Annotated in this window: 18 protein-coding genes; 9 read left to right on the forward strand and 9 right to left on the reverse strand. The window is 45.0% G+C overall.

Translation table 11 applies throughout. From position 1 onward, the window contains the following. Window positions 1–50: 50 nt before the first annotated feature. Complete coding sequence (locus BIW15_RS17420) at window positions 51–959, forward strand: multidrug transporter (protein WP_077281348.1); 909 nt, start codon at window positions 51–53, stop codon at window positions 957–959. Window positions 960–1,025: 66 nt separating this feature from the next. On the opposite strand, the gene BIW15_RS17425 is transcribed toward BIW15_RS17420, so the two are convergent. After that, window positions 1,026–1,577, reverse strand: a complete 552-nt coding sequence (locus BIW15_RS17425) for an outer membrane beta-barrel protein (protein ID WP_058966303.1) — start codon at window positions 1,575–1,577, stop codon at window positions 1,026–1,028. A gap of 51 nt (window positions 1,578–1,628) precedes the next feature. Further along, window positions 1,629–2,537 (reverse strand): VirK/YbjX family protein, encoded by a 909-nt coding sequence (locus BIW15_RS17430; RefSeq protein WP_025505036.1) that lies wholly within the window; start codon window positions 2,535–2,537, stop codon window positions 1,629–1,631. Between the two features lie 358 nt (window positions 2,538–2,895). Between BIW15_RS17430 and BIW15_RS17440 the strand changes: the two genes are divergently transcribed. The 5 genes from BIW15_RS17440 to BIW15_RS17460 all read left to right on the forward strand — a co-directional run bounded on the left by BIW15_RS17440 (window position 2,896) and on the right by BIW15_RS17460 (window position 8,984). Further along, window positions 2,896–4,296 carry an FAD-dependent oxidoreductase gene (locus BIW15_RS17440; protein ID WP_077281349.1) on the forward strand — a complete coding sequence of 467 codons (1,401 nt, stop codon included), beginning with the start codon at window positions 2,896–2,898 and terminating at the stop codon, window positions 4,294–4,296. Window positions 4,297–4,409: 113 nt separating this feature from the next. After that, on the forward strand, window positions 4,410–5,534 hold the full coding sequence (locus BIW15_RS17445) for a M14-type cytosolic carboxypeptidase (protein ID WP_025571191.1): 1,125 nt from the start codon (window positions 4,410–4,412) through the stop codon (window positions 5,532–5,534). Window positions 5,535–5,987: 453 nt separating this feature from the next. Then, window positions 5,988–6,965, forward strand: a complete 978-nt coding sequence (locus tag BIW15_RS17450; RefSeq protein ID WP_015312861.1) for an OmpA family protein — start codon at window positions 5,988–5,990, stop codon at window positions 6,963–6,965. A 204-nt stretch (window positions 6,966–7,169) separates the two neighbouring features. Then, window positions 7,170–8,039 (forward strand): LysR substrate-binding domain-containing protein, encoded by an 870-nt coding sequence (locus tag BIW15_RS17455; RefSeq protein ID WP_179115301.1) that lies wholly within the window; start codon window positions 7,170–7,172, stop codon window positions 8,037–8,039. A gap of 165 nt (window positions 8,040–8,204) precedes the next feature. Next, entirely contained in the window at window positions 8,205–8,984 is a 780-nt protein-coding gene (locus BIW15_RS17460; RefSeq protein WP_025636170.1) for a phosphotransferase enzyme family protein, read from the forward strand. On the opposite strand, the gene BIW15_RS17465 is transcribed toward BIW15_RS17460, so the two are convergent. After that, complete coding sequence (locus BIW15_RS17465; RefSeq protein WP_005463979.1) at window positions 8,981–9,856, reverse strand: LysR family transcriptional regulator; 876 nt, start codon at window positions 9,854–9,856, stop codon at window positions 8,981–8,983. The two genes, BIW15_RS17460 and BIW15_RS17465, sit on opposite strands and share 4 nt — an antisense overlap. Before the next feature lie 208 nt (window positions 9,857–10,064). Here BIW15_RS17465 and BIW15_RS17470 point away from each other — a divergent pair, with 208 nt between their 5' ends. Next, window positions 10,065–10,301 carry a hypothetical protein gene (locus BIW15_RS17470; protein WP_005464033.1) on the forward strand — a complete coding sequence of 79 codons (237 nt, stop codon included), beginning with the start codon at window positions 10,065–10,067 and terminating at the stop codon, window positions 10,299–10,301. A gap of 93 nt (window positions 10,302–10,394) precedes the next feature. Here BIW15_RS17470 and BIW15_RS17475 read toward each other — a convergent pair whose 3' ends face one another. Both BIW15_RS17475 and BIW15_RS17480 read right to left on the reverse strand, forming a co-directional pair. Further along, on the reverse strand, window positions 10,395–11,891 hold the full coding sequence (locus BIW15_RS17475) for a peptide MFS transporter (RefSeq protein WP_042763978.1): 1,497 nt from the start codon (window positions 11,889–11,891) through the stop codon (window positions 10,395–10,397). Between the two features lie 359 nt (window positions 11,892–12,250). Next, the gene (locus tag BIW15_RS17480; protein ID WP_005481453.1) at window positions 12,251–13,621 is read right to left on the reverse strand and encodes an L-serine ammonia-lyase; all 1,371 of its coding nucleotides are present in this window, start codon (window positions 13,619–13,621) and stop codon (window positions 12,251–12,253) included. A 158-nt stretch (window positions 13,622–13,779) separates the two neighbouring features. On the opposite strand from BIW15_RS17480, the gene BIW15_RS17485 reads away from it, so the two are divergent. Next, entirely contained in the window at window positions 13,780–14,622 is an 843-nt protein-coding gene (locus BIW15_RS17485) for a YdcF family protein (RefSeq protein WP_077281353.1), read from the forward strand. Here BIW15_RS17485 and BIW15_RS17490 read toward each other — a convergent pair. Next, window positions 14,612–15,268 carry a hypothetical protein gene (locus BIW15_RS17490; RefSeq protein WP_005481502.1) on the reverse strand — a complete coding sequence of 219 codons (657 nt, stop codon included), beginning with the start codon at window positions 15,266–15,268 and terminating at the stop codon, window positions 14,612–14,614. The genes BIW15_RS17485 and BIW15_RS17490 overlap by 11 nt on opposite strands. A gap of 253 nt (window positions 15,269–15,521) precedes the next feature. Next, a complete protein-coding gene (locus BIW15_RS17495) occupies window positions 15,522–15,782 on the reverse strand; it encodes a DUF333 domain-containing protein (RefSeq protein ID WP_005463993.1) in 261 nt (86 codons plus the stop codon). Window positions 15,783–16,116: 334 nt separating this feature from the next. Between BIW15_RS17495 and BIW15_RS17500 the strand changes: the two genes are divergently transcribed. Next, on the forward strand, window positions 16,117–16,635 hold the full coding sequence (locus tag BIW15_RS17500) for an NUDIX hydrolase (protein ID WP_005464022.1): 519 nt from the start codon (window positions 16,117–16,119) through the stop codon (window positions 16,633–16,635). A 501-nt stretch (window positions 16,636–17,136) separates the two neighbouring features. On the opposite strand, the gene BIW15_RS17505 is transcribed toward BIW15_RS17500, so the two are convergent. Further along, a complete protein-coding gene (locus BIW15_RS17505; RefSeq protein WP_005481481.1) occupies window positions 17,137–17,883 on the reverse strand; it encodes a lytic transglycosylase domain-containing protein in 747 nt (248 codons plus the stop codon). Continuing rightward, window positions 17,864–18,301 carry a flagellar export chaperone FlgN gene (gene flgN / locus BIW15_RS17510; RefSeq protein ID WP_005463929.1) on the reverse strand — a complete coding sequence of 146 codons (438 nt, stop codon included), beginning with the start codon at window positions 18,299–18,301 and terminating at the stop codon, window positions 17,864–17,866. The genes BIW15_RS17505 and flgN overlap by 20 nt, the downstream gene beginning before the upstream one ends. Window positions 18,302–18,323 lie beyond the last annotated feature (22 nt).

Genomic DNA, 18,323 nt, shown 5'->3' on the forward strand with positions numbered 1-18,323 from the left:
ATTCAAAGGCTCCATCTCGGAGCCTTTGTTTTGTCTAAACGGGAAAACAAATGGATTTCTTGGCAATCGCACTCGTTGTATTTTCTGCGGTTTTGCATGCTGGCTGGAATATCTTGGGTAAAAGCCATTCCGGATCAGGCATGGCATTCACGATGGCTGCAAGCCTGTCTGCTTGTGGAGTGCTTACCCCATATCTGGTTTGGTATTTAACCACGCTCGATTGGACTTCGTTGCCAGTTGAGTTTTGGGGAATGCTGGCTTTTAGTGGAATAGCGCAAATTGTGTATCTCGTCGGTTTGATCATGGCGTATAAACATGCCGATGTTGGTGTGATTTACCCAATTGCACGCGCTTTGCCGGTCATGATGGTGGGAGGGTTCAGTGTTGCACTCGGCCATGCGCTTTCATCTCAACAGTGGCTTGGTTTTGTGTTGATCACCTTTGGCTGCATTTTGGTTCCGTTGACTCATGTTCGCCAAGTTTCTTTGGTGGCGTATCTAAATGTAGGCGTGTTTTGGGCGTTGATCGCGGCAATTGGCACGACAGGTTACTCTGTGGTGGACAAAGAGGCATTAACGTTACTGACTCAGCAAGCATCAACTATTTTCAACGATCAATACAGCGCGATCTTCTATCTTGGTGCGCAGTTTTGGGCGATGGGCTTACCCGTTTTACTTTGGTGTCTGATCACCGGAAATGATCAAGAGTTGCAAGCGGCTTGGCGAATCCGAAAAAGTGCAAGTATGGCTGGCATTATGATGGCATCGACTTATGGATTGGTTCTGTTTGCGATGACGATGACAGACAACGTGAGCTTAGTTGTCGCGCTGCGCCAGATCAGTATTGTATTTGGCTTACTGATGGGCATTTGGTTACTTGCGGAAAAATGGTATCTCACCCGAGGTATCGGTGTGGCTTTCATCCTTGCAGGCATTGTGTTGTCTTTAGAAGGTGCTTGAAGCACATAAACTAAAAGGCACCGGAAGTTCAAACGGACTCCAGGTGCCTTAGAAAAGAGGGATGAGTTAGAAACGCATTTGTGCGCCAAACATCACGCCTCCAGAATCAAAATCGCTGTTTTTGGCGTAATTGTATTCTAAGTTCAAACCAAAGTGTTTATAGCCCCAAGCGACACCTGCTGCGGCTTCTCCGCCAAGGCTAGACTCGTCATATTCTTTATTCTGGCCATTGTTTTTAAGCGTGTAACTTAACGTGTAGTAAGTGATACCGCCTTTACCGTAAAGCTCAAAACCAGCACCCAAAGGGTAGCTTACGTAACCGCTGATTCGCGGACCGCCATAACTCACGTCGGTGATTTCTGATATTGGGCTAATGAGTACAGAACCAATGCCGTTAAACGCGCCTTTGTAACCTGCTTCAAGGCCGAAGTTTTGGTCGAACATGTAACGGTAATACACATCCCCTAAGAACATGTCGCCGTCATCATGGCCATTATTGACGTCGTAACTGACGTCACCATAGCCTAAATTCGCCCCCACAATGTGTTTGGTTGGCTCGGCATGAGCGGTGACAGAAAGTGCGGACAACAAGTATGCTACGGCGTATTTGTAAGACATAAGGACTCCGAATAGTAAACGAATAAACAAGATGTCGCGTGATACGCTGGATTAACGCAGACGCGTCGCAAACTCAGCTTTGGTGTTGTCTAGCCACTCATAACGACGGCGGTACATCGAGCGTTTAGAGCGAGACATTCCCTCAGTATCGCGGCGCGTATCATTCACTTTTAATGCGTAGAAATGGCGGTTGTATTCAATGCCTCCCAACTCTTGCCATAGTGCGTCGTAGTCAGTTTTGATGCGTCCTTTACTGTAACGTCGTGCTGCGTATGTGTGAGATTGCGTTTTTACGGCGAGTATGGTGTTTACTTCCCAGACTTGAGCGATGAGTGTTAGCAAACTCACCATCAAGCTTTTTGGTCGCTGACCGTACAGTTTTCGAGTCAGTTTTTTGATTTTTGCGTTGTTTTCTTCACTGCTTCGAGGGCCTTGTAGGCCACCTATCATAATGCAGCGCCCAGTGTCTACATGACCAACGGTAAACGAAAGTGTGTAGAAGTTGCCGTCTTCAGCGCTGTGCAGCACAAGACTCATGTCGCCTTCTTTTTGGTAACGCGCTTCGTAAACCAATCGAACCGAGTACTCGATGCCATCGATTTCAAATGAGGTCAGCGTTAAGCCTTTTGAGTCGGTGTAAATCTCGGCAATGGTCTCTTTAGAAAGCAGTTCTGAAATCGTTTTGTAGTGATCAACCACCAAGTTGGAGCGATCAAAAGCAGAGTTATTCTTAATGATGTACGGGCGAAACGGTTTTTCTAGGAATCGGTGTGTACGCGTACAAAGCATGTCTAACAAAGACGATTCAATGTTGTTCGCAAGGTGTTTGAATGCTCGTTTGTAGTAAAGCGCACGCATGATGAACTTCATTCTATATACCCAAATAGGGTTATAGGTGTTGGCGTACTCATCAGCATAGATCACTTTGGTATGATCAAAAATGGATTTATTTGCAGTCATTTTCACTCCCGACTCACTTAAGAGCTTGTCTTAACTGGGGTTCTGTTTTAACAGCACGAGAAATAACAGCGAGGAACACGAAAAATGGAGAGATGCACAAGGCATAAATAGGAGGTGTGTTCTTGCTGATTCCAACGTACTCAAAATTAATTTTGAACAGTGTTCGTTTGTTCGGGATTCTAAGAGAAAAACCACGGCAGGTATTGTATGAGTGAGTAAGGAAGTGTCAGGACGCTTTGCTGCGTGGCGTCATTTTTTCTTACGCGCAGCGATAGTTTTTCTTGCTCGTTGAAACTGCGCATCGTTTGTACAGTGAGCTTCTCGAAAACAAGTTCATGAATGACACGAAGGAAAAACAATGGCACACCTATCTTACTGGTTTAAGCAAGCGCTTGAACTTGAACGACCTCAGCCGGCTAAGCCACTGAATGAAGATATCGCCGCTGATGTCGCGATTATTGGTGGTGGTTACACCGGACTTTGGACCGCCATTATGATCAAACAGCAAGCACCGAAAAAGCATGTTGTTGTGATAGAAAAGGGCCTGTGCGGCAGTGGCGCGTCTGGAGCGAATGGTGGTTGCATGCTGACTTGGTCAACAAAGTTTCCGACCTTAAAACGTTTGTTTGGTGAAGCTCAGGCTGCTTGGTTAGTCAAAGAGTCCGAACAAGCCGTGCTTGAAATTGACGCGTTTTGTAAACAGCACCATATTGATGCTCAGTTGTCGCTTAAAGGCGTGTATTACACTGCAACAAATCACGCGCAAGCGGGCTGCATGCAACCTGTCGTCGATGAGCTTTCACGTTTAGGCGTCAATAGTTGGCGTCGCTGCAAAGAAGATGAGCTGCACGCGAATACAGGCTCGCCCCGTCATCTTGAAGGTTTCCATTCTTCGGTTGCTGCTAGCGTCCAGCCCGCCTTGTTGGCTAGAGGTTTGCGCCGAGTTGCATCAGAAATGGGGATCGAAATCTTCGAAAACACACCAATGACCAAATTGGATTTTGGCCAACCAGCTACCGTGTACACTCCTGACGCACAAATACAAGCAAAGCAGGTTGTGCTGGCATTAAACGCATGGATGGTGGAGCACTTTACACAGTTCAAAAACAGTATCGTGGTGGTTTCTTCCGACATGGTCATCACCAAACCGCTTGGTGAGTCGTTACGGAAAACGGGCTGGAAAGCGGGAACGAGCGTGTTGGATTCGCGTATTTTTGTTCATTACTACCGCGATACGCCAGATGGTCGCCTCATGTTAGGTAAGGGAGGCAATCAGTTCTCTTTCAACAACCAAGTGGACGTGATGTTCAATAAACCAACTCGTTATCAAAATCTTCTAAGGAAGTCATTCGATAAACTTTTCCCGAGTTTGAAAGAGGCGGAGTTTGAATACTCATGGACAGGAGGATCCGATCGCTCAACCTCCGGCTTTCCATTTTTTGGGAAGTTGAACGAGCAACGTAATGTCTTTTATGGTTTTGGCTATTCAGGTAATGGTGTTGCGCAGACTCGCATGGGCGGAAAAATCCTCTCTTCTATGGTGTTAGGGTTGGATAACGAATGGACTCGAAGTGGCTTAGCCAAAGGACCATTGGGGCATTTCCCTCCAGAGCCGTTTCGCTGGATTGGCGCAATGACGGTGCGTAATGCGGTACGCCGAAAAGAAGAGGCAGAAGATTGTGGTCAAAAGCCATTTATCTGGGATAAGTGGCTGGCAAAACTTGCAGGGCCAGCAGGCAAAGCGGATAAGCTCGACTAAACTGAAGACTTTAGCCACAAACGAGACAGTTTGCAGTGAAAGTCGTTGGGGCGGACTTTCGCCTTGTGTTAGCCTCTCTCTTTCAAGCTCAGATTCAAAAGGTGAGTAACAGAATGAAAATATTCAGCAACTTCGACAGCGGTAGCATCCATGTCGTTAAAGCGGATGATAAAAATGACATCCAACTGAAAATCCCTAACGACAACATGTCGGAATTCTACCAATGGTTCCACTTCCGCTTAGAAACTGAAGCAGAGCAGTCACACACCATCAAACTGCTCGATCTAGCGAAGTCAGCATACCCTGAAGGTTGGCAAGGTTACGACGTTGTTGCCTCTTATGACCGTGAAGAATGGTTCCGTATTCCTGCTGAATTTGATGGTGACACATTAACGTTTACTGTGATCCCAGAGCGCAGCTCTATCTATTTCGCATACTTTGCACCGTACACTTATGATCGCCATCTCGATCTACTGCACATGGCGCAAAGCGCGCACCACTGCAAGCTGGATACACTGGGTCATACCCTAGATGGTAACGACATGAGCCTACTGACTTTTGGTGAGCCAGAAGAAGGCAAAAAGAAAATCTGGATGATCGCACGTCAGCATCCGGGCGAAACCATGGCCGAGTGGTTTATGGAAGGTATGATTCAGCGTTTGCTGGATGAAAACGATACGGTTGCCCGTGCATTACTTGAGAAAGCAGTGCTTTACGTTGTACCGAACATGAACCCAGATGGTGGTATTCGTGGTCACCTACGCACGAATGCGGTTGGTGTAAACCTAAACCGTGAATGGCAAACGCCTTCAATGGAGAAAAGCCCAGAGGTGTTCCTTGTTCGTGAACGCATGCTCGAAACGGGTGTGGATATGTTCTTAGATGTTCATGGTGATGAAGCGATCCCATACAACTTTGTTGCAGGCTCTGAAGGCATCCCATCGTACGATGAAAACTTAGCGGCGCTGGAAAATGCGTTCAAACAAGCACTGTTGACTATTACGCCAGAGTTCCAAGATGAAATTGGCTACGACAAAGACGAACCAGGCAAGGCAAACCTGACGGTTGGTTCAAACTGGGTTGCCGAGCAATTTAAGTGCTTATCGTACACAATTGAGATGCCATTCAAAGACAATAACAACCACCCTGATCCGTTGTACGGTTGGTCTCCTGAGCGCAGCGTGATGTTTGGGCAAGACGTGCTTGCAGCAACACTTGCGGTGAGCGACAAAATTTAAATGCAATAGTTCCACAGCATTGATTCATTACCGAACAGCTCATCTTTGATGGGCTGTTTTCTTTCCTGCTATTCGCATTTCTTATTGTAAAAATTAGTTGCCATTCATCCATTTACTGAGTTCTTCTCAAGTTTGAGAAACTGCAAAAATAGGGTGATTTGCATCACAGAAAAGTGCTAAGAGTGTGATATTCTCCGCAACGAATTGACTATGGCTAAACCAATGTCGTTGGATTTTCTCCTCAAATGAGAGCCCACGTTTAGATAATTAACGTGTGATCGAGAGGTGGTGGTATCCGTGTTACATCATTGGCGTTCGAATATCATTTTTTGATTCCTTCCTACGAAATTTAGCTGTTTCTATTCAACTAAAAGAGAAAGTTGCGGCTTCACATGATAAGCAGCGACTTGCTTAATTTGTGTTGCTTTGTGTACAAGAAAAAGGAAAAAAATAATGAAAAAAATCGCTATTGCAGTGGCTACTGTACTTGCTGGTGGTGTGATCTCTAACGTTGCACTTGCTGACACTTACATTGGCGGTAAAGTAGGTTACAACTCTCTAAACGATGCATGTTACCTAAACGAACCTTGTGACGACGACAGCTTTGCAGCTGGTATGCACATTGGTTACAACTTCAACGAATACGTTGCTGCAGAATACGGTGTTGATTACCTAGGTGATTTCACGGCTAACTTCAAAAAGCCTGGTCTAAACACAGTTGATGGTGACCTTTGGGCGTTGACTCTAGCTCCTAAATTCAACCTACCTCTAACAGATTCTTGGAACCTGTTCGCTAAAGTAGGTGCGGCATACATGATGGCTGGTGACGAGAAAGACTTCGTTCCAACTGGCTCTCTAGGTGCTGAGTACAAAATCAACTACAACTGGAGCCTACGTGCTGAATACCAACGTTACCAAGACATGTCTGACGACATTATTGATGACATGGATTCTGACTTCTTCGGTATCGGCTTCAACTACAAGTTTGGTTCTGAGCCAGTAGTTCAAGAAGAAGCAGTTGAAGAAGTGGTAGAAACACGTCCATCTACTCGCATCGTTGAGCACGTGTATCCAGCTCAAACAGCAACAGTACAATTCGGCCTAGAAAGCGCAGAAGTGAAAGATGCATCAGCACTTTCTGGTACAGTTGATCTAATGAACACTTACCCACAAGCTAAAGTTGAGATCACTGGTTACAGTGACACAACGGGTTCTGCTCAGTACAACCAACAGCTAACTGAAAAGCGTGCTAAAGCGGTTGCTAATGAATTCGAAGCGAAAGGTATCGCTGCTGACCGTATGACAGTTAAAGGCATGGGTGAAGCAAACCCAGTTGCTAGCAACGAAACTCGTCAAGGTCGCGAAGCGAACCGTCGTGTGGAAGTAGTTGTTCCTGCGTTTGAATACCAAACGACTGAACAAGCTCAATAATTTGTTGCTATAGCCAACAAAGCAAAAAGCCAGCGTTTATCGCTGGCTTTTTTGATCTTGTCTTCAAACTTATGCTTGGATGGAACCGAGACGGTTGTTGGGCTGTATATTGAAATGACGGCGGCGGCGTGCGCTTTGCTTGTTGTTCATCATTCTGTCATCACAGATTCATAATATCGATGCTCCGTTTAGTAGGAGAGCATGATGCAAAACCTCCCACCACTTAATTCCCTGAAAGCCTTTGAAGCAACAGCCCGTTTGCGAAGCTTTACAAAAGCTGCAAAAGAGCTAAATGTCACTCGCGCGGCGGTCAGTCAGCAAGTTAAATCGTTGGAACTTCAGTTAAACGCGATACTTTTTGAGCGCAATGGTGCGCAGCTTTTATTAACGCAAGCTGCCCAAGCCTACTTACCTGTTGTTAGCCAGACTTTGCAGATGCTATCTGTAGCAACTCAACACCTTTTTGCTCGCCAGAAAAATACTCAACTGACGCTTCATGTCGCTCACAGCTTTTGTTCTCAATGGTTAATGCCGCGCTTGGCCGATTTTCATCGTCAGCACCCTGATGTCGTGGTAAAAATTTCAACGACTGCCAACACGGTACCAAATGCTAGCGCCATTGCGGATGTGGAGATCATCAACGGTTATGGAGATTGGCAATCAGAGCAGGCTGTTCAACTTACCCAAGAAAACTGGATAGTGGTGGCGAGCCCTGGTTTTTTAAATCTTAATTCGGTCATTCATCTTACCGATATCGCGCTAGCGCCAAAACTGTGCACGGGCGGATACCATGAATCGTGGCAAGCTTGGCTGCGTTTTCAGGGCTATGAAGGCAAAGTGAGTAAACCTATCGCCGAGTTTGAACATTCCTTACTAGCCATTCAAGCGGCGGTGAATCAGTTAGGCATACTGCTTGTAAGGGACTTTTTAGTGGAGGATGAGCTACAACAAGGACTTTTGGTTCCGATTGGTGGATGGTCAATGCCAAGCGCCAGCGCGCATCATATGATGGTAAGGGAAAGCGATAAACCGCAAGTTGAGGCTTTTACTCATTGGGTCATGCAAAGTCTATAAGCTTAAAAGCCCAGCATCTTCGAATAAGTGAAAGTGGTTTCCTGCGATTGAGCTAACAAAGTTGGGTGCTTTTTGGGCGGCAGTTAAAACAAGATTCGTTACTTAAGGTATAAAATGACGCTTGTTTCAATCGTCGCCCCAAATCTGATCGAACAAGGAAAAGTCATGGAAATGCTACAAGGTGGTCGGGACAATGCCATTTATCGTACTGGTGATCGCGTTAGTCGTCCGGCAAGCTCTTGGACGATGACCGTCCACCAGTTGTTAAATCACCTTCATTCCAATGGATTCACGCAATGCCCCAAAGTGATTGGGATTGAGGGTGGCAAAGAGTGGCTGAGCTTTGTGGAAGGAGATACCTTCAACTATCCACTGCAAGGTTCTATTGCTTCTGTTACTGCACTTTTATCCGCGGCCAAAATGTTGCGTAGAATGCATGATGCTTCAGAAGATTTTCTCATTTCACATCAAAGCGAAGTGTGTCATTGGATGCTACCTGATCGCGCTCCCCAAGAGGTGATCTGTCACGGGGATTTTATGCCATACAATGTTGCACTAAATGGTGAAACCGTGGTTGGTGTATTCGATTTTGATACCGCACATCCTGCTCCTCGTTTATGGGACGTTGCTTTTTCCATTTACGGTTGGGCTCCTTTTAAAACGGATGAAAATGACCGAATGGGCAACTTGGAACAGCAAATTCAACGCGCCAAGCTGTTTTGTGACGCGTATGGCTGCTCAAAATTAGAGCGAGAAAATCTGGTGGATGTGATGACGTTAAGGCTCACGGCTTTGGTTGATTACATGAGATTTATGGCAAGCAGCAGGGATGAGAGATTTCAAGCCAATTTGGAAGAGGGACATCATATCGCGTATTTGCAAGATATCGATTATCTGCGTCAACATCACCAAGCGATTACTTTGGGCATACTAAAAGAACGTTAGTTTGCAATCACGTGTTTAATCTTATCAAATAACCATAGATTTAATGGTGCATGTTGCTGTGAACGCCGACAACTCATCACGTAGCTGACATTCAATTCTAAGCGGTTCGGTAGTGCGATACTTCTGCATCCTTGCGGGACATGGTCACTCATCGTGATACCGAAATGATCGGTTTGAAGGATTATTTTGTGGATCATCGCTGGGTGTTCTATTTCCACTTTTGGCGACGCATTAAAACCAATGTTCTTCAAGCGTTCCAACAGAGGGTATCGGTAGTCATTCCATCCTGGTGTTTTGAAGAGTAAAAAGGGGTAGAGCTGCAAGTCATCAAAATCTTGCGCTGGATGCTCTTTGCGAACAAAAAAGACGGCCTTTCCTTTTCCCAACTCTTTTTGTGCGACCGATTGAGGTAAGTCCTCATCAAAGTAGTGGATTGCGACCGCATTTTCACCATCTATTAAACGGTTTTTAGCTTCGTTTCCCCAGCGCAGAAACGAAAATTTGGCTCGAGGTGCTTGTTTTAGCAGGCTCAAGTAAAGCTCATCGCCGAAGTAATCCCAAAATAGCGTGTTGGCATAAATCGACAGTTGCCCATCAAAGGTCTCTGGGGAAAAGTTTTGCGGCTTAATGGAGTCCACACTCATCAGAATCTGTTCGAAGTGTGCCATGTTTGTTTCGACAAACGTCGTCGGTTCAAAGCCATGTTTCGTTTGCACAAACAGAGGATCATCGAACTGGGTTTTCATCTTGGTGAGGTTTTTACTGATGGCTCCGGATGTTTTTCCTAACGACTCTGCGACTAACCGAACATTGCGCAGCTCATACATGCGCTTCAGCACAAGAATGTTTTGAATATCCAGATTAATCGCCATTCTTTACTCCAACAATTCGGCTCGCTTCACATCATAGCGTTGAGCTGATCATCCAAAGACAGCAAACGGTCAATTTTATTGAGGCATCTATCCGGAAGTGAAGAAAGGGGATTTCCATTTGGTAAATCAGGAGTTTCCTCGTCTTGCCCCCTTTACGTTGATACTGTTTCTACATCGAAACAGGTACAGACAATAACAGAGGTGATGTATGAAAAAACTAATCGCATTAGGCTTGATGGTTTGCTCAGCGAATGTGGCATTTGCGGCGGATGGCTCATACACAGGTACCATTGACATGACAATGAGCAATACGAACCAAGTGGATGTTGAACGCGCAAACTCGCAACTTACGTTGAAAGGCCGTAATGAAGCGATGTACGGCGGCGTGATGATTCAAACCGATGCATCTACCCAACCGATTGAACTTCGTGGCCGCCGCGATTAATCGGTCACGTTGTCATTACGAAAATGCCGCGATGAATTCGCGGCATTTTTGTTTGTTGATTGCGTATGTAATCAAGTGGCGGAGCGAAAGCGATTAGCTCTGTACCTCGATACCCGCTTCAATCTCGACAGGTTGCGCTTGTGCTTCGCTTTCTTTTGCTGCATCCAGCATTTTGCGAATAACAACAGATGCTGCCATAGCAATCGCCACCATCACAACCGCTAGTACAGTAAGCAATTGGAAGTAATCACCGTATACGGTTTGTACGATTTCTTGAGTGATCTCTTGGCCTTTTTCCATCGCAATCGATGTTGAGAAAGCGGCACCAACGATACCACTCAGTGCGATAGCAACGGAGAATAGACTAACCGAGAAGTTCTCGATGTGTTTTGGTGCTACAGACAGAATGAATGCCACAACCATTGAACCAACGATAACTTCCGCAATGGCTTGGAAGAAGTGAATCGCCAAGAAGATTTCAGGCATGATCACCACATCTTCACCAACGGTTGTGACCGCAAACGTTAGGATGCCAAATGCAATTGCAGTGAGTACAAACGCCATCGCGATTTTAGTCGCTGTCGAAAGGTGAACGTCGCGTTTTTCAAGCATACCGAAGAAACCCGCAACAATAGGGCCACCAACCATACACCAAAGTGGGTTCATTGCCATTGCTGCTTCTGGCTCAAGTGGGATAAAGCCAAACAGTGAGCCTTTCAAAGTATTGATTGCCACCATGTTCATTGACGTCATCATTTGTCCGTAGTAGACGAAGAAACACGTAGTCAAGAAGGTCACAATGAGGATGGTGCCCATCTTCAATGACTCGGCTTTGCTGGCTTTCAGCATTAAAGAGACGAAGTAAAGAATCGCAGCGCCACCGATGGCATAAACGATGTTTTGACCAATATCCATGTTTGAGAACATGAAGAACACCAACGCGATCATGGCGACGGAAATCAGTGCGAAGAATACCCAGTTTTTCAAGCTTACCGCTTTTTGGTCAAGTTCAGCGGCTACACCAGTTAGGCCCTTTCTGAACATCAATAACATCACAAGCGCAGCGCCTGCCATGACGGCAGAGATGGTAAAGCCGCCGTTAAAGCCAATTACCAGTACGATCATCGGGAACAGGTACTGGCCTAAAAAAGCGCCGACATTGTTCACGGAATAGTTGATTGGGTAACCTTTTTCGAAATCTTCTTGTGATTTAAAAGTGCGTTTGTAAAGACTTGGGTAAGAAGGTGACATCAAACCACGGCCATAGCTTGCTAGAGCGATACCGCACATCGATAAAGGAACGTTTGTCGCCGAAGCACCAAGTACCAGCAAAACGTAACCCGCAGCGAACGCCAGAAAGGCGATGGACAGAGAGCGGTAAGCTCCTAAAAACTTATCCGCAATAAATCCGCCAGCGATGGCAAACAATGGCCCAATGGCAGAAAAAGCGCCCACGATCATCATCGTATCGGCTTCGTTGTAATTTAGATCTTCTAGAAAAAAGCGAGTTAAGCTCACTAACACGCCATAAAATGATAAGCCAAACATCATTTGGCAGAACATCATAGATTTGTTTAGTTTATTCCACATAATTTTGTACTCACATTAGCGGAGAAAGATAGTGATTATTTCTGTTAAATGTTACTTAAACGAGATATTGAGTATTGAAATAATTGTCGCATAACTGACAAAAGACGCACTATATTTTCTAATGTGAAGTTTGTTATTTGCTTATCCGTTGTTCTAGATCAAGTTGATAAATGTAGTTATAAAAACTAATTTATAAATTATTATCAAAACAAAATGCTAATAACGAATTTAACGTATTGAAAAATAAATGATGGAAAGCAGGCGAGTATTGATACAAGGAAGGGAAGAAATCGCACTGTTGATGCTAAGTGCCACCAACAATGCGATGTGTAAAGAAAGATGCAAATTATGCGTACTTATTATTCACATGGTGGTGCCATATGGATGATTGCCAAACCACCTAGAGATGTCTCTCGATATTTCTTATTCATGTCTTTACCTGTTTGGTACATGGTTTCGATAACTTTATCTAATGAAATAAGACATTTGCTAGTGCGTTTTAGTGCCATTCGTGATGCGTTAATCGCTTTTACTGCGCCCATCGCATTGCGTTCAATACAAGGCACTTGAACCAGTCCCCCTATTGGGTCGCAGGTCATACCGAGAGAGTGTTCCATTGCAATTTCAGCTGCGATACAAATTTGCTCGTTGCTGCCTCCTCGCAAGGCGGTTAGGCCAGCCGCTGCCATAGAAGAGGAAACTCCCACCTCACCTTGACAGCCGACTTCCGCCCCAGAAATGGACGCGTTGGTTTTGTATAAAATACCAATCGCTCCAGCAACGGCGAGAAAGTCTTTTAGTTGCTTAAGGTCCAGCTCTTTGATGAATCGATGGTAGTACATCAATACTGCTGGGATAACACCTGCGGCACCGTTAGTTGGTGATGTGACGACTTGCCCGCCTGCCGCGTTCTCTTCGCTGACCGCAAAGGCAAACAAGTTAATCCAGTCCATGATCTCCATTGGATCATTTTCTACTGCTGCATTCGCTTCGAGTTTTTTCAACAGATTCGGAGCTCGGCGAGTGACGTTCAAGCCCCCTTCAAGAATCCCTTCAGTATCGAAACCACGCTGCATACACAGTGACATCACTTTCCAAATTTGTTCAGCTCTTTGGTCAATTTCTTCTTGCTCTCGAAATGCCAGCTCATTTTGCAGGATCATGCCACCAAGGCTGAGGCCATTTTTCTCTGCTTTTTCCAACATTTCGTCTGCGGATGAAAAAGGGAAAGGTACTTCTGCGCTGGCTTGTTGGCCGCCATGTTCGAGCTCTGCCGCTGTCGCAATAAAACCACCACCGATAGAGTAGTACGTCTCAAAGGCGACTTGAGCTCCTGCGGCATCGAGCGCGGTGATCGTCATACCATTTTCATGCAGCGGCAGGTTGTCGCTGTGAAATACAATGTCGTGGTCGTAGCTAAACTCAATTTGATGAGAGCCAGCTAACGATAATGTATGGTTTTCGATGGTGTGTTGCAGTGCACTTTTGGCACTGGTCATTTTGATGGTATCGGGCTTATTGCCCATCAACCCTAGCACTGTGGCTCGGTCGGTGTGGTGTCCTCTACCAGTCAGTGACAAAGAGCCATATAAGTCAACTTGCACCCGACGCACTTTCGCCATAGAGTCGCTAAGTAGTTGAGTGAAATGGAATCCGGCGAGCATAGGACCGTTAGTGTGGGAGCTGGATGGCCCAACACCGACCTTAAAAATATCGAAAATCGACAGCATAATTGACTTCCTTCAGCAATGAACCTTTCATAGGTCTCTAGAACAATGTTGTTAACTAGATGTTAATGCCTGTAAGGCGGTTGGCAAAGAAGATTTTTGTAACTATGCCAAAGACCACACAACAGTGACTTTGTCGCAGGGGAAATTGAGAGATAAGTATGAAGTTAGGTAACGTGGTCATCGTACTAGGTAAGCGATTGGTTAATAACCAATTGAGTGCCGAAGGCATCTCGAGAGTCGAAGCTCTAGCCGCTAAGATCCGCGAAATGCCAATGGAGAATACTGCTCTCGTATTTTGTGGTGGAAAAACGCAAGGACAAAGCATTTCGGAAGCTGACGCTATGTATGCATATTTTCAGACCCTGAATACGTCGCTGGCCAAGCCTTTTCCGACAAGCCAAATCCTGCTTGAAAATCGCTCTTTGAATACGTTTGAAAACATGCGAAATGCAGCGAAAGTTCTGTGTGAAAGCGGTTTATTTCCGTTACCGTCTCAAGCGGCGGTTGAGGTCATTTTGCTATCAAACGCCTATCATCTTGAGCGCATATTAGAAATTCAAACGCTAATGGATGAGCAAGGCTTACTGCGCGTGCTCAAATCTCAATGTGCGTCCGTGGGTTTAGACTTACACATTTCTCTAGATATTCAGAAGCACATTAGCGTGCCATACCCACATCAAGGGCCACAGGCAGAAGCGTTTCTTTTACTTGATGAACTGACGACGTATCGAGTGTATCTGGAGGGCGTTAAAAGTGGGGCATTTCAACGAGATTTAACTAGCGTTCGAGCACAGCCTTTGCTGCGGGCTAAACAAGCAATAAATCAACTTCGCGCTTTACCGTTAGAAATGGATGTTTTGCAGCAAATTGCGGAAATGAAAAAGGCCATCGAAATGACGGCCTTTGATGAATCGGTTGCAACAGCAGAGCGAGCATTGGAAGTGTTTCATCCCATTTCAACTGCGCTCAATCGCCGTTTAGATCCCGAGTCTATTCAGTGATTTCGCGTCGCATACGAACAGCACTCAACGCAATCAGACAGTAGCAAAGCAGCTCCATGCCTTCTTCCGAAATGTTCTTAACATCGCGGATGTAGCTTTCATTCATGACTTGCTGCCAGAAGCTTCCCATACCGTAAAGGCGAGAGAAAACAAGCAGTAGAACGACGGCGCCAATCAAGAGCTTCATGTGCGGAACTTGTAGAATGCGTGCCATTTCGTTCACTGTACCTTTACCACCTTGGTAAGCTTTTGCGCAAGCCAGAGCAGTGACGGTTAACGCAGGGAATACCCACGATCCGTGACGGATCATATCCATCCAGTAGTCCAGTTCGCGAATGATCAACACAGCGAAGAAGCCGGAAATCAAAATAGCGGCGTGTTTAACTTGTTCTTCTTGCTTAGAAAGTTGGAAGAACGACCATGAAGCAATCGCCAGCATGATCACTTGTAAGGTTTCAGTGATAGAGACTTCACCCAAACTTGATCCCAATACTACGTAATCAAGACGAATACTCAGATTGACGAGAATACTGATCGCAACAATCATCAATGCGCTTAAACACGATTTGTAGATGATGCGTTTTGACTCATCAGTAATCACGTTGTTTTGTGCCGTTTCGGCTTGTTTAACTATTTGTGTTTTCATCCTGACCACCTGTTTCCAGAAAAATGTGGAAGAAATGTGAATTTGTGTGATGTTGGGCATGATTTTATTGACCAAGTGGAAAGTATTGTCAGAGGAATGTCAGGAATAGAACGCTGTTCGATATTATATTTGCATACGGTAAAGTCAGAGTAGTGTGAAGTTCCTGTAGGAAAATGCGGATATCAAAGAACAAAAAAAGGAGCCGATTGGCTCCTTAGTTATTGAATAATATTACTATTTATTAGATTCGAGTTTATTGCTCGTCACTCTCTTTGTGGTTGTTACGGTAGTATTCCCACTGTTCAACACGTTCATCGTCAGAAAGCACACAGTAAGTTACACGCTCACCGTTCTCTGACACAGTGTCCAGTTCGCCACCTTGTTGTACACAGTAAACGGCCGCCGGATTGGCAACAGAGGTGTACTCTGTTGAGCGAGTTGCGCCGTCATAAGTTGAACAACCAGCAAGTACCATTGTCCCTGCCATAGCCATCATTAAACTTGTTTTTTTCATCTTTATCTCCGCATGGGATAGGCGAGTATTGCCTTGATTATAGGCAACTTTCGTCAATTATTGTCTTATCGATGTTAAAAGTAAGAAGGGCGTAGACATATTTAGAAGAATTTTAGACATTTCTCATAAAGAGCTTGCTAGTACGTCACATCTGTTGCGGATACATAGTGAATGTATCGAACGTAAGCCGCTCAACAAGACGCGATCTCGTGAACGGTTTAGTACACTTTAATTGGGTTAGGTATCGCTACTTTGGCTTGCTTATTAACACAACGATGATTTAAAGAGTGAACTCCGGTAGTATGCGCGCATCATATTTACGGGGGTATTTTCGATGAGACATTTACAATCGACCATTCATCCAGAACTCGACCATCTTGACGATAAAATTATCTTTCAGCGTAATGCAGCGCGTGCCATTGTACTTGATGGTGAAGATGTGTTGTTGCTCTACACAGAGCGTTATCACGATTACACGCTACCTGGTGGCGGAATTGATGAAGGTGAAGACGTTATTGCTGGGCTAGTCCGTGAACTCGAAGAAGAAACGGGGGCGCAAAATATTCATAGCATCAAACCATTCGGCATTTTTGAAGAGTTTCGTCCTTGGTACAAAGACGATGCCGACGTGATGCACATGATTTCATACTGTTACACATGCAAAATTGATCGTGAGCTGGGCGAGACAGCGTATGAAGATTACGAAGTGAAGAATGGTATGCGTCCAGTTTGGATGAATGTCCATGAAGCGATAGCACATAACGAAAAGACGATGGCAGAAAGCCCGAAGAAAGGAATGAGTATCGAACGTGAAACGTTCTTACTTCACCTGATCGCTAAAGAGTTGCTTTAGCTGTCACCAGAGTGCCGAAGACTGAGCTCATACCTATTGAATGGGAATGAGCTTCAGTAAGCGTTGTTTAGAAGTGGTTAGGAAGATGTGTTTAGGGATTTCATCATTCACTTCTTTACGCAATTAAGCGCAATAAAAAAGTCCGAGCTCCCCCCCGGAACCCGGACTTATTCCAGACGCGCAAGCGAAGCGTCATCTCGATATTCTGAGTTTTGTTTCAAACTATGAAAACAATAGCCGTTTTATATTTAGTGTGTAAATAATTAATAGGTCCAACCATTGGTTTTCATCTTTTTTGCACACGTAATGTGATGCATATCTATCCAATAAACAAGTGCAAATTGGACTATCATCAGTAAACCACTACTCTTTCTTATTCTTGAGATACATTACCTTAACTTTTTTGCACACGTTTGCATCGAGATCACGAGTTTTTAAATTAGCAGAACAGGATCTTGTAATTTTACGTTCTTCTGACATTCGTTGTTTTGGTGATTATTATCACAAATTAACGAGTGGAGGAAGTCGACTAAAGTCGATCAGAGGCTGTGATGGTGCCGCAGATTCAGCAGCAAATAGAAGCAATGGCTGAAAAGAAGAGTGTTGTAACTGCCCGATATCTATCAGTTTTTCCAAGGCGAAGAAACGACTGACGTACTGATGTGTTTCTTTTGGCAGAGTGAGCTGTTGGAAGTCATCGGTGCCCGCTTTCTTTATAGCGCGAGCAATTCGGCCTTCCCCTGCATTATAGGCCGCCAGCGTTAATGCGAGGTTTTGATCAAACTTGTTGTATAAAAACGCCAGATAGTCCAATGCAGCTTTCGTGCTGGCTTGGGTATCGAAACGCTCATCCACATTCGAATCAACCGTTAAACCAAAGCGCATCGCTGTTGCAGGAATCAATTGCCATAATCCCGCGGCGTTGGCGTGAGAAACGGCTTTTGCGTTGTAAGAAGATTCTAGCATTGGCACCAAAACGAGACTTTTGGGCAGTGACTTGCTTTTGAGTTGCTTAAAGATGTGGTCGAGAAGTGGATTGACGGAAGTGAGACGTTGGTCGATTTGTAATTTGTAAGGCGCGAGAACCTGATACTGCTGCTCTATATCAGTAGTATTGGGTTTTGCCTGGCAAAGAAAAGAAGTACTGAACAACAAACAGGCAGAAATAAAAAGGCCTACAGTATCCAGCCGAGATGGCGGCTGAATCTGTAGGCAAGACGACCATCGTTTAAAACGATTTATCTTCATAAGTGTGTTGCACAGGTTGTTTGAGTTGACTGACTAACTCATGGAACGCAGCAGAGCTTTGGCCATTGCTCTGGTTGTATTGTTGGCACTGCTTGATGAGTGTCTCCAATAACGTCCACTGTTTTCTCGCTTGCGCACCAATCTTGGCAGGCAAAGCGTTGAAAATTCTTGTTACGCTGGAGTCATTACACGGTAACCCCAGCTCACGCATGCATTGGCTTCTTTCATTGGAAGAGCGGCTAAGTTTATTGAGTATTGGTGTTTGTTGTTGAACGTTGGTGTTCAGTGCTTCACCATCAAACTTCAAATACAACGCCTTTTGTTGTTGAAGTAGGGTCAATAATTGCTGATACAGTTTGATGTCTTCAGAAATTGAACGAACAAAATACTGAATTCGCTGCGATGCCGCGCTTGCCATGGTGTATTCCTAATGCTGTGCT

Source organism: Vibrio sp. SALL6 (assembly GCF_002002385.1).
In the GTDB taxonomy this organism is placed as follows: Bacteria; Pseudomonadota; Gammaproteobacteria; order Enterobacterales; family Vibrionaceae; genus Vibrio; species Vibrio parahaemolyticus.

Excerpts from the sequence above, each read along its gene's own strand:
- BIW15_RS17420 (WP_077281348.1), top strand. The coding sequence starts at position 51 with ATGGATTTCTTGGCAATCGCACTCGTTGTATTTTCTGCGGTTTTGCAT.
- BIW15_RS17425 (WP_058966303.1), bottom strand. The coding sequence starts at position 1,577 with ATGTCTTACAAATACGCCGTAGCATACTTGTTGTCCGCACTTTCTGTC.
- BIW15_RS17430 (WP_025505036.1), bottom strand. The coding sequence starts at position 2,537 with ATGACTGCAAATAAATCCATTTTTGATCATACCAAAGTGATCTATGCT.
- BIW15_RS17440 (WP_077281349.1), top strand. The coding sequence starts at position 2,896 with ATGGCACACCTATCTTACTGGTTTAAGCAAGCGCTTGAACTTGAACGA.
- BIW15_RS17445 (WP_025571191.1), top strand. The coding sequence starts at position 4,410 with ATGAAAATATTCAGCAACTTCGACAGCGGTAGCATCCATGTCGTTAAA.
- BIW15_RS17450 (WP_015312861.1), top strand. The coding sequence starts at position 5,988 with ATGAAAAAAATCGCTATTGCAGTGGCTACTGTACTTGCTGGTGGTGTG.
- BIW15_RS17455 (WP_179115301.1), top strand. The coding sequence starts at position 7,170 with ATGCAAAACCTCCCACCACTTAATTCCCTGAAAGCCTTTGAAGCAACA.
- BIW15_RS17460 (WP_025636170.1), top strand. The coding sequence starts at position 8,205 with ATGGAAATGCTACAAGGTGGTCGGGACAATGCCATTTATCGTACTGGT.
- BIW15_RS17465 (WP_005463979.1), bottom strand. The coding sequence starts at position 9,856 with ATGGCGATTAATCTGGATATTCAAAACATTCTTGTGCTGAAGCGCATG.
- BIW15_RS17470 (WP_005464033.1), top strand. The coding sequence starts at position 10,065 with ATGAAAAAACTAATCGCATTAGGCTTGATGGTTTGCTCAGCGAATGTG.
- BIW15_RS17475 (WP_042763978.1), bottom strand. The coding sequence starts at position 11,891 with ATGTGGAATAAACTAAACAAATCTATGATGTTCTGCCAAATGATGTTT.
- BIW15_RS17480 (WP_005481453.1), bottom strand. The coding sequence starts at position 13,621 with ATGCTGTCGATTTTCGATATTTTTAAGGTCGGTGTTGGGCCATCCAGC.
- BIW15_RS17485 (WP_077281353.1), top strand. The coding sequence starts at position 13,780 with ATGAAGTTAGGTAACGTGGTCATCGTACTAGGTAAGCGATTGGTTAAT.
- BIW15_RS17490 (WP_005481502.1), bottom strand. The coding sequence starts at position 15,268 with ATGAAAACACAAATAGTTAAACAAGCCGAAACGGCACAAAACAACGTG.
- BIW15_RS17495 (WP_005463993.1), bottom strand. The coding sequence starts at position 15,782 with ATGAAAAAAACAAGTTTAATGATGGCTATGGCAGGGACAATGGTACTT.
- BIW15_RS17500 (WP_005464022.1), top strand. The coding sequence starts at position 16,117 with ATGAGACATTTACAATCGACCATTCATCCAGAACTCGACCATCTTGAC.
- BIW15_RS17505 (WP_005481481.1), bottom strand. The coding sequence starts at position 17,883 with ATGAAGATAAATCGTTTTAAACGATGGTCGTCTTGCCTACAGATTCAG.
- flgN (WP_005463929.1), bottom strand. The coding sequence starts at position 18,301 with ATGGCAAGCGCGGCATCGCAGCGAATTCAGTATTTTGTTCGTTCAATT.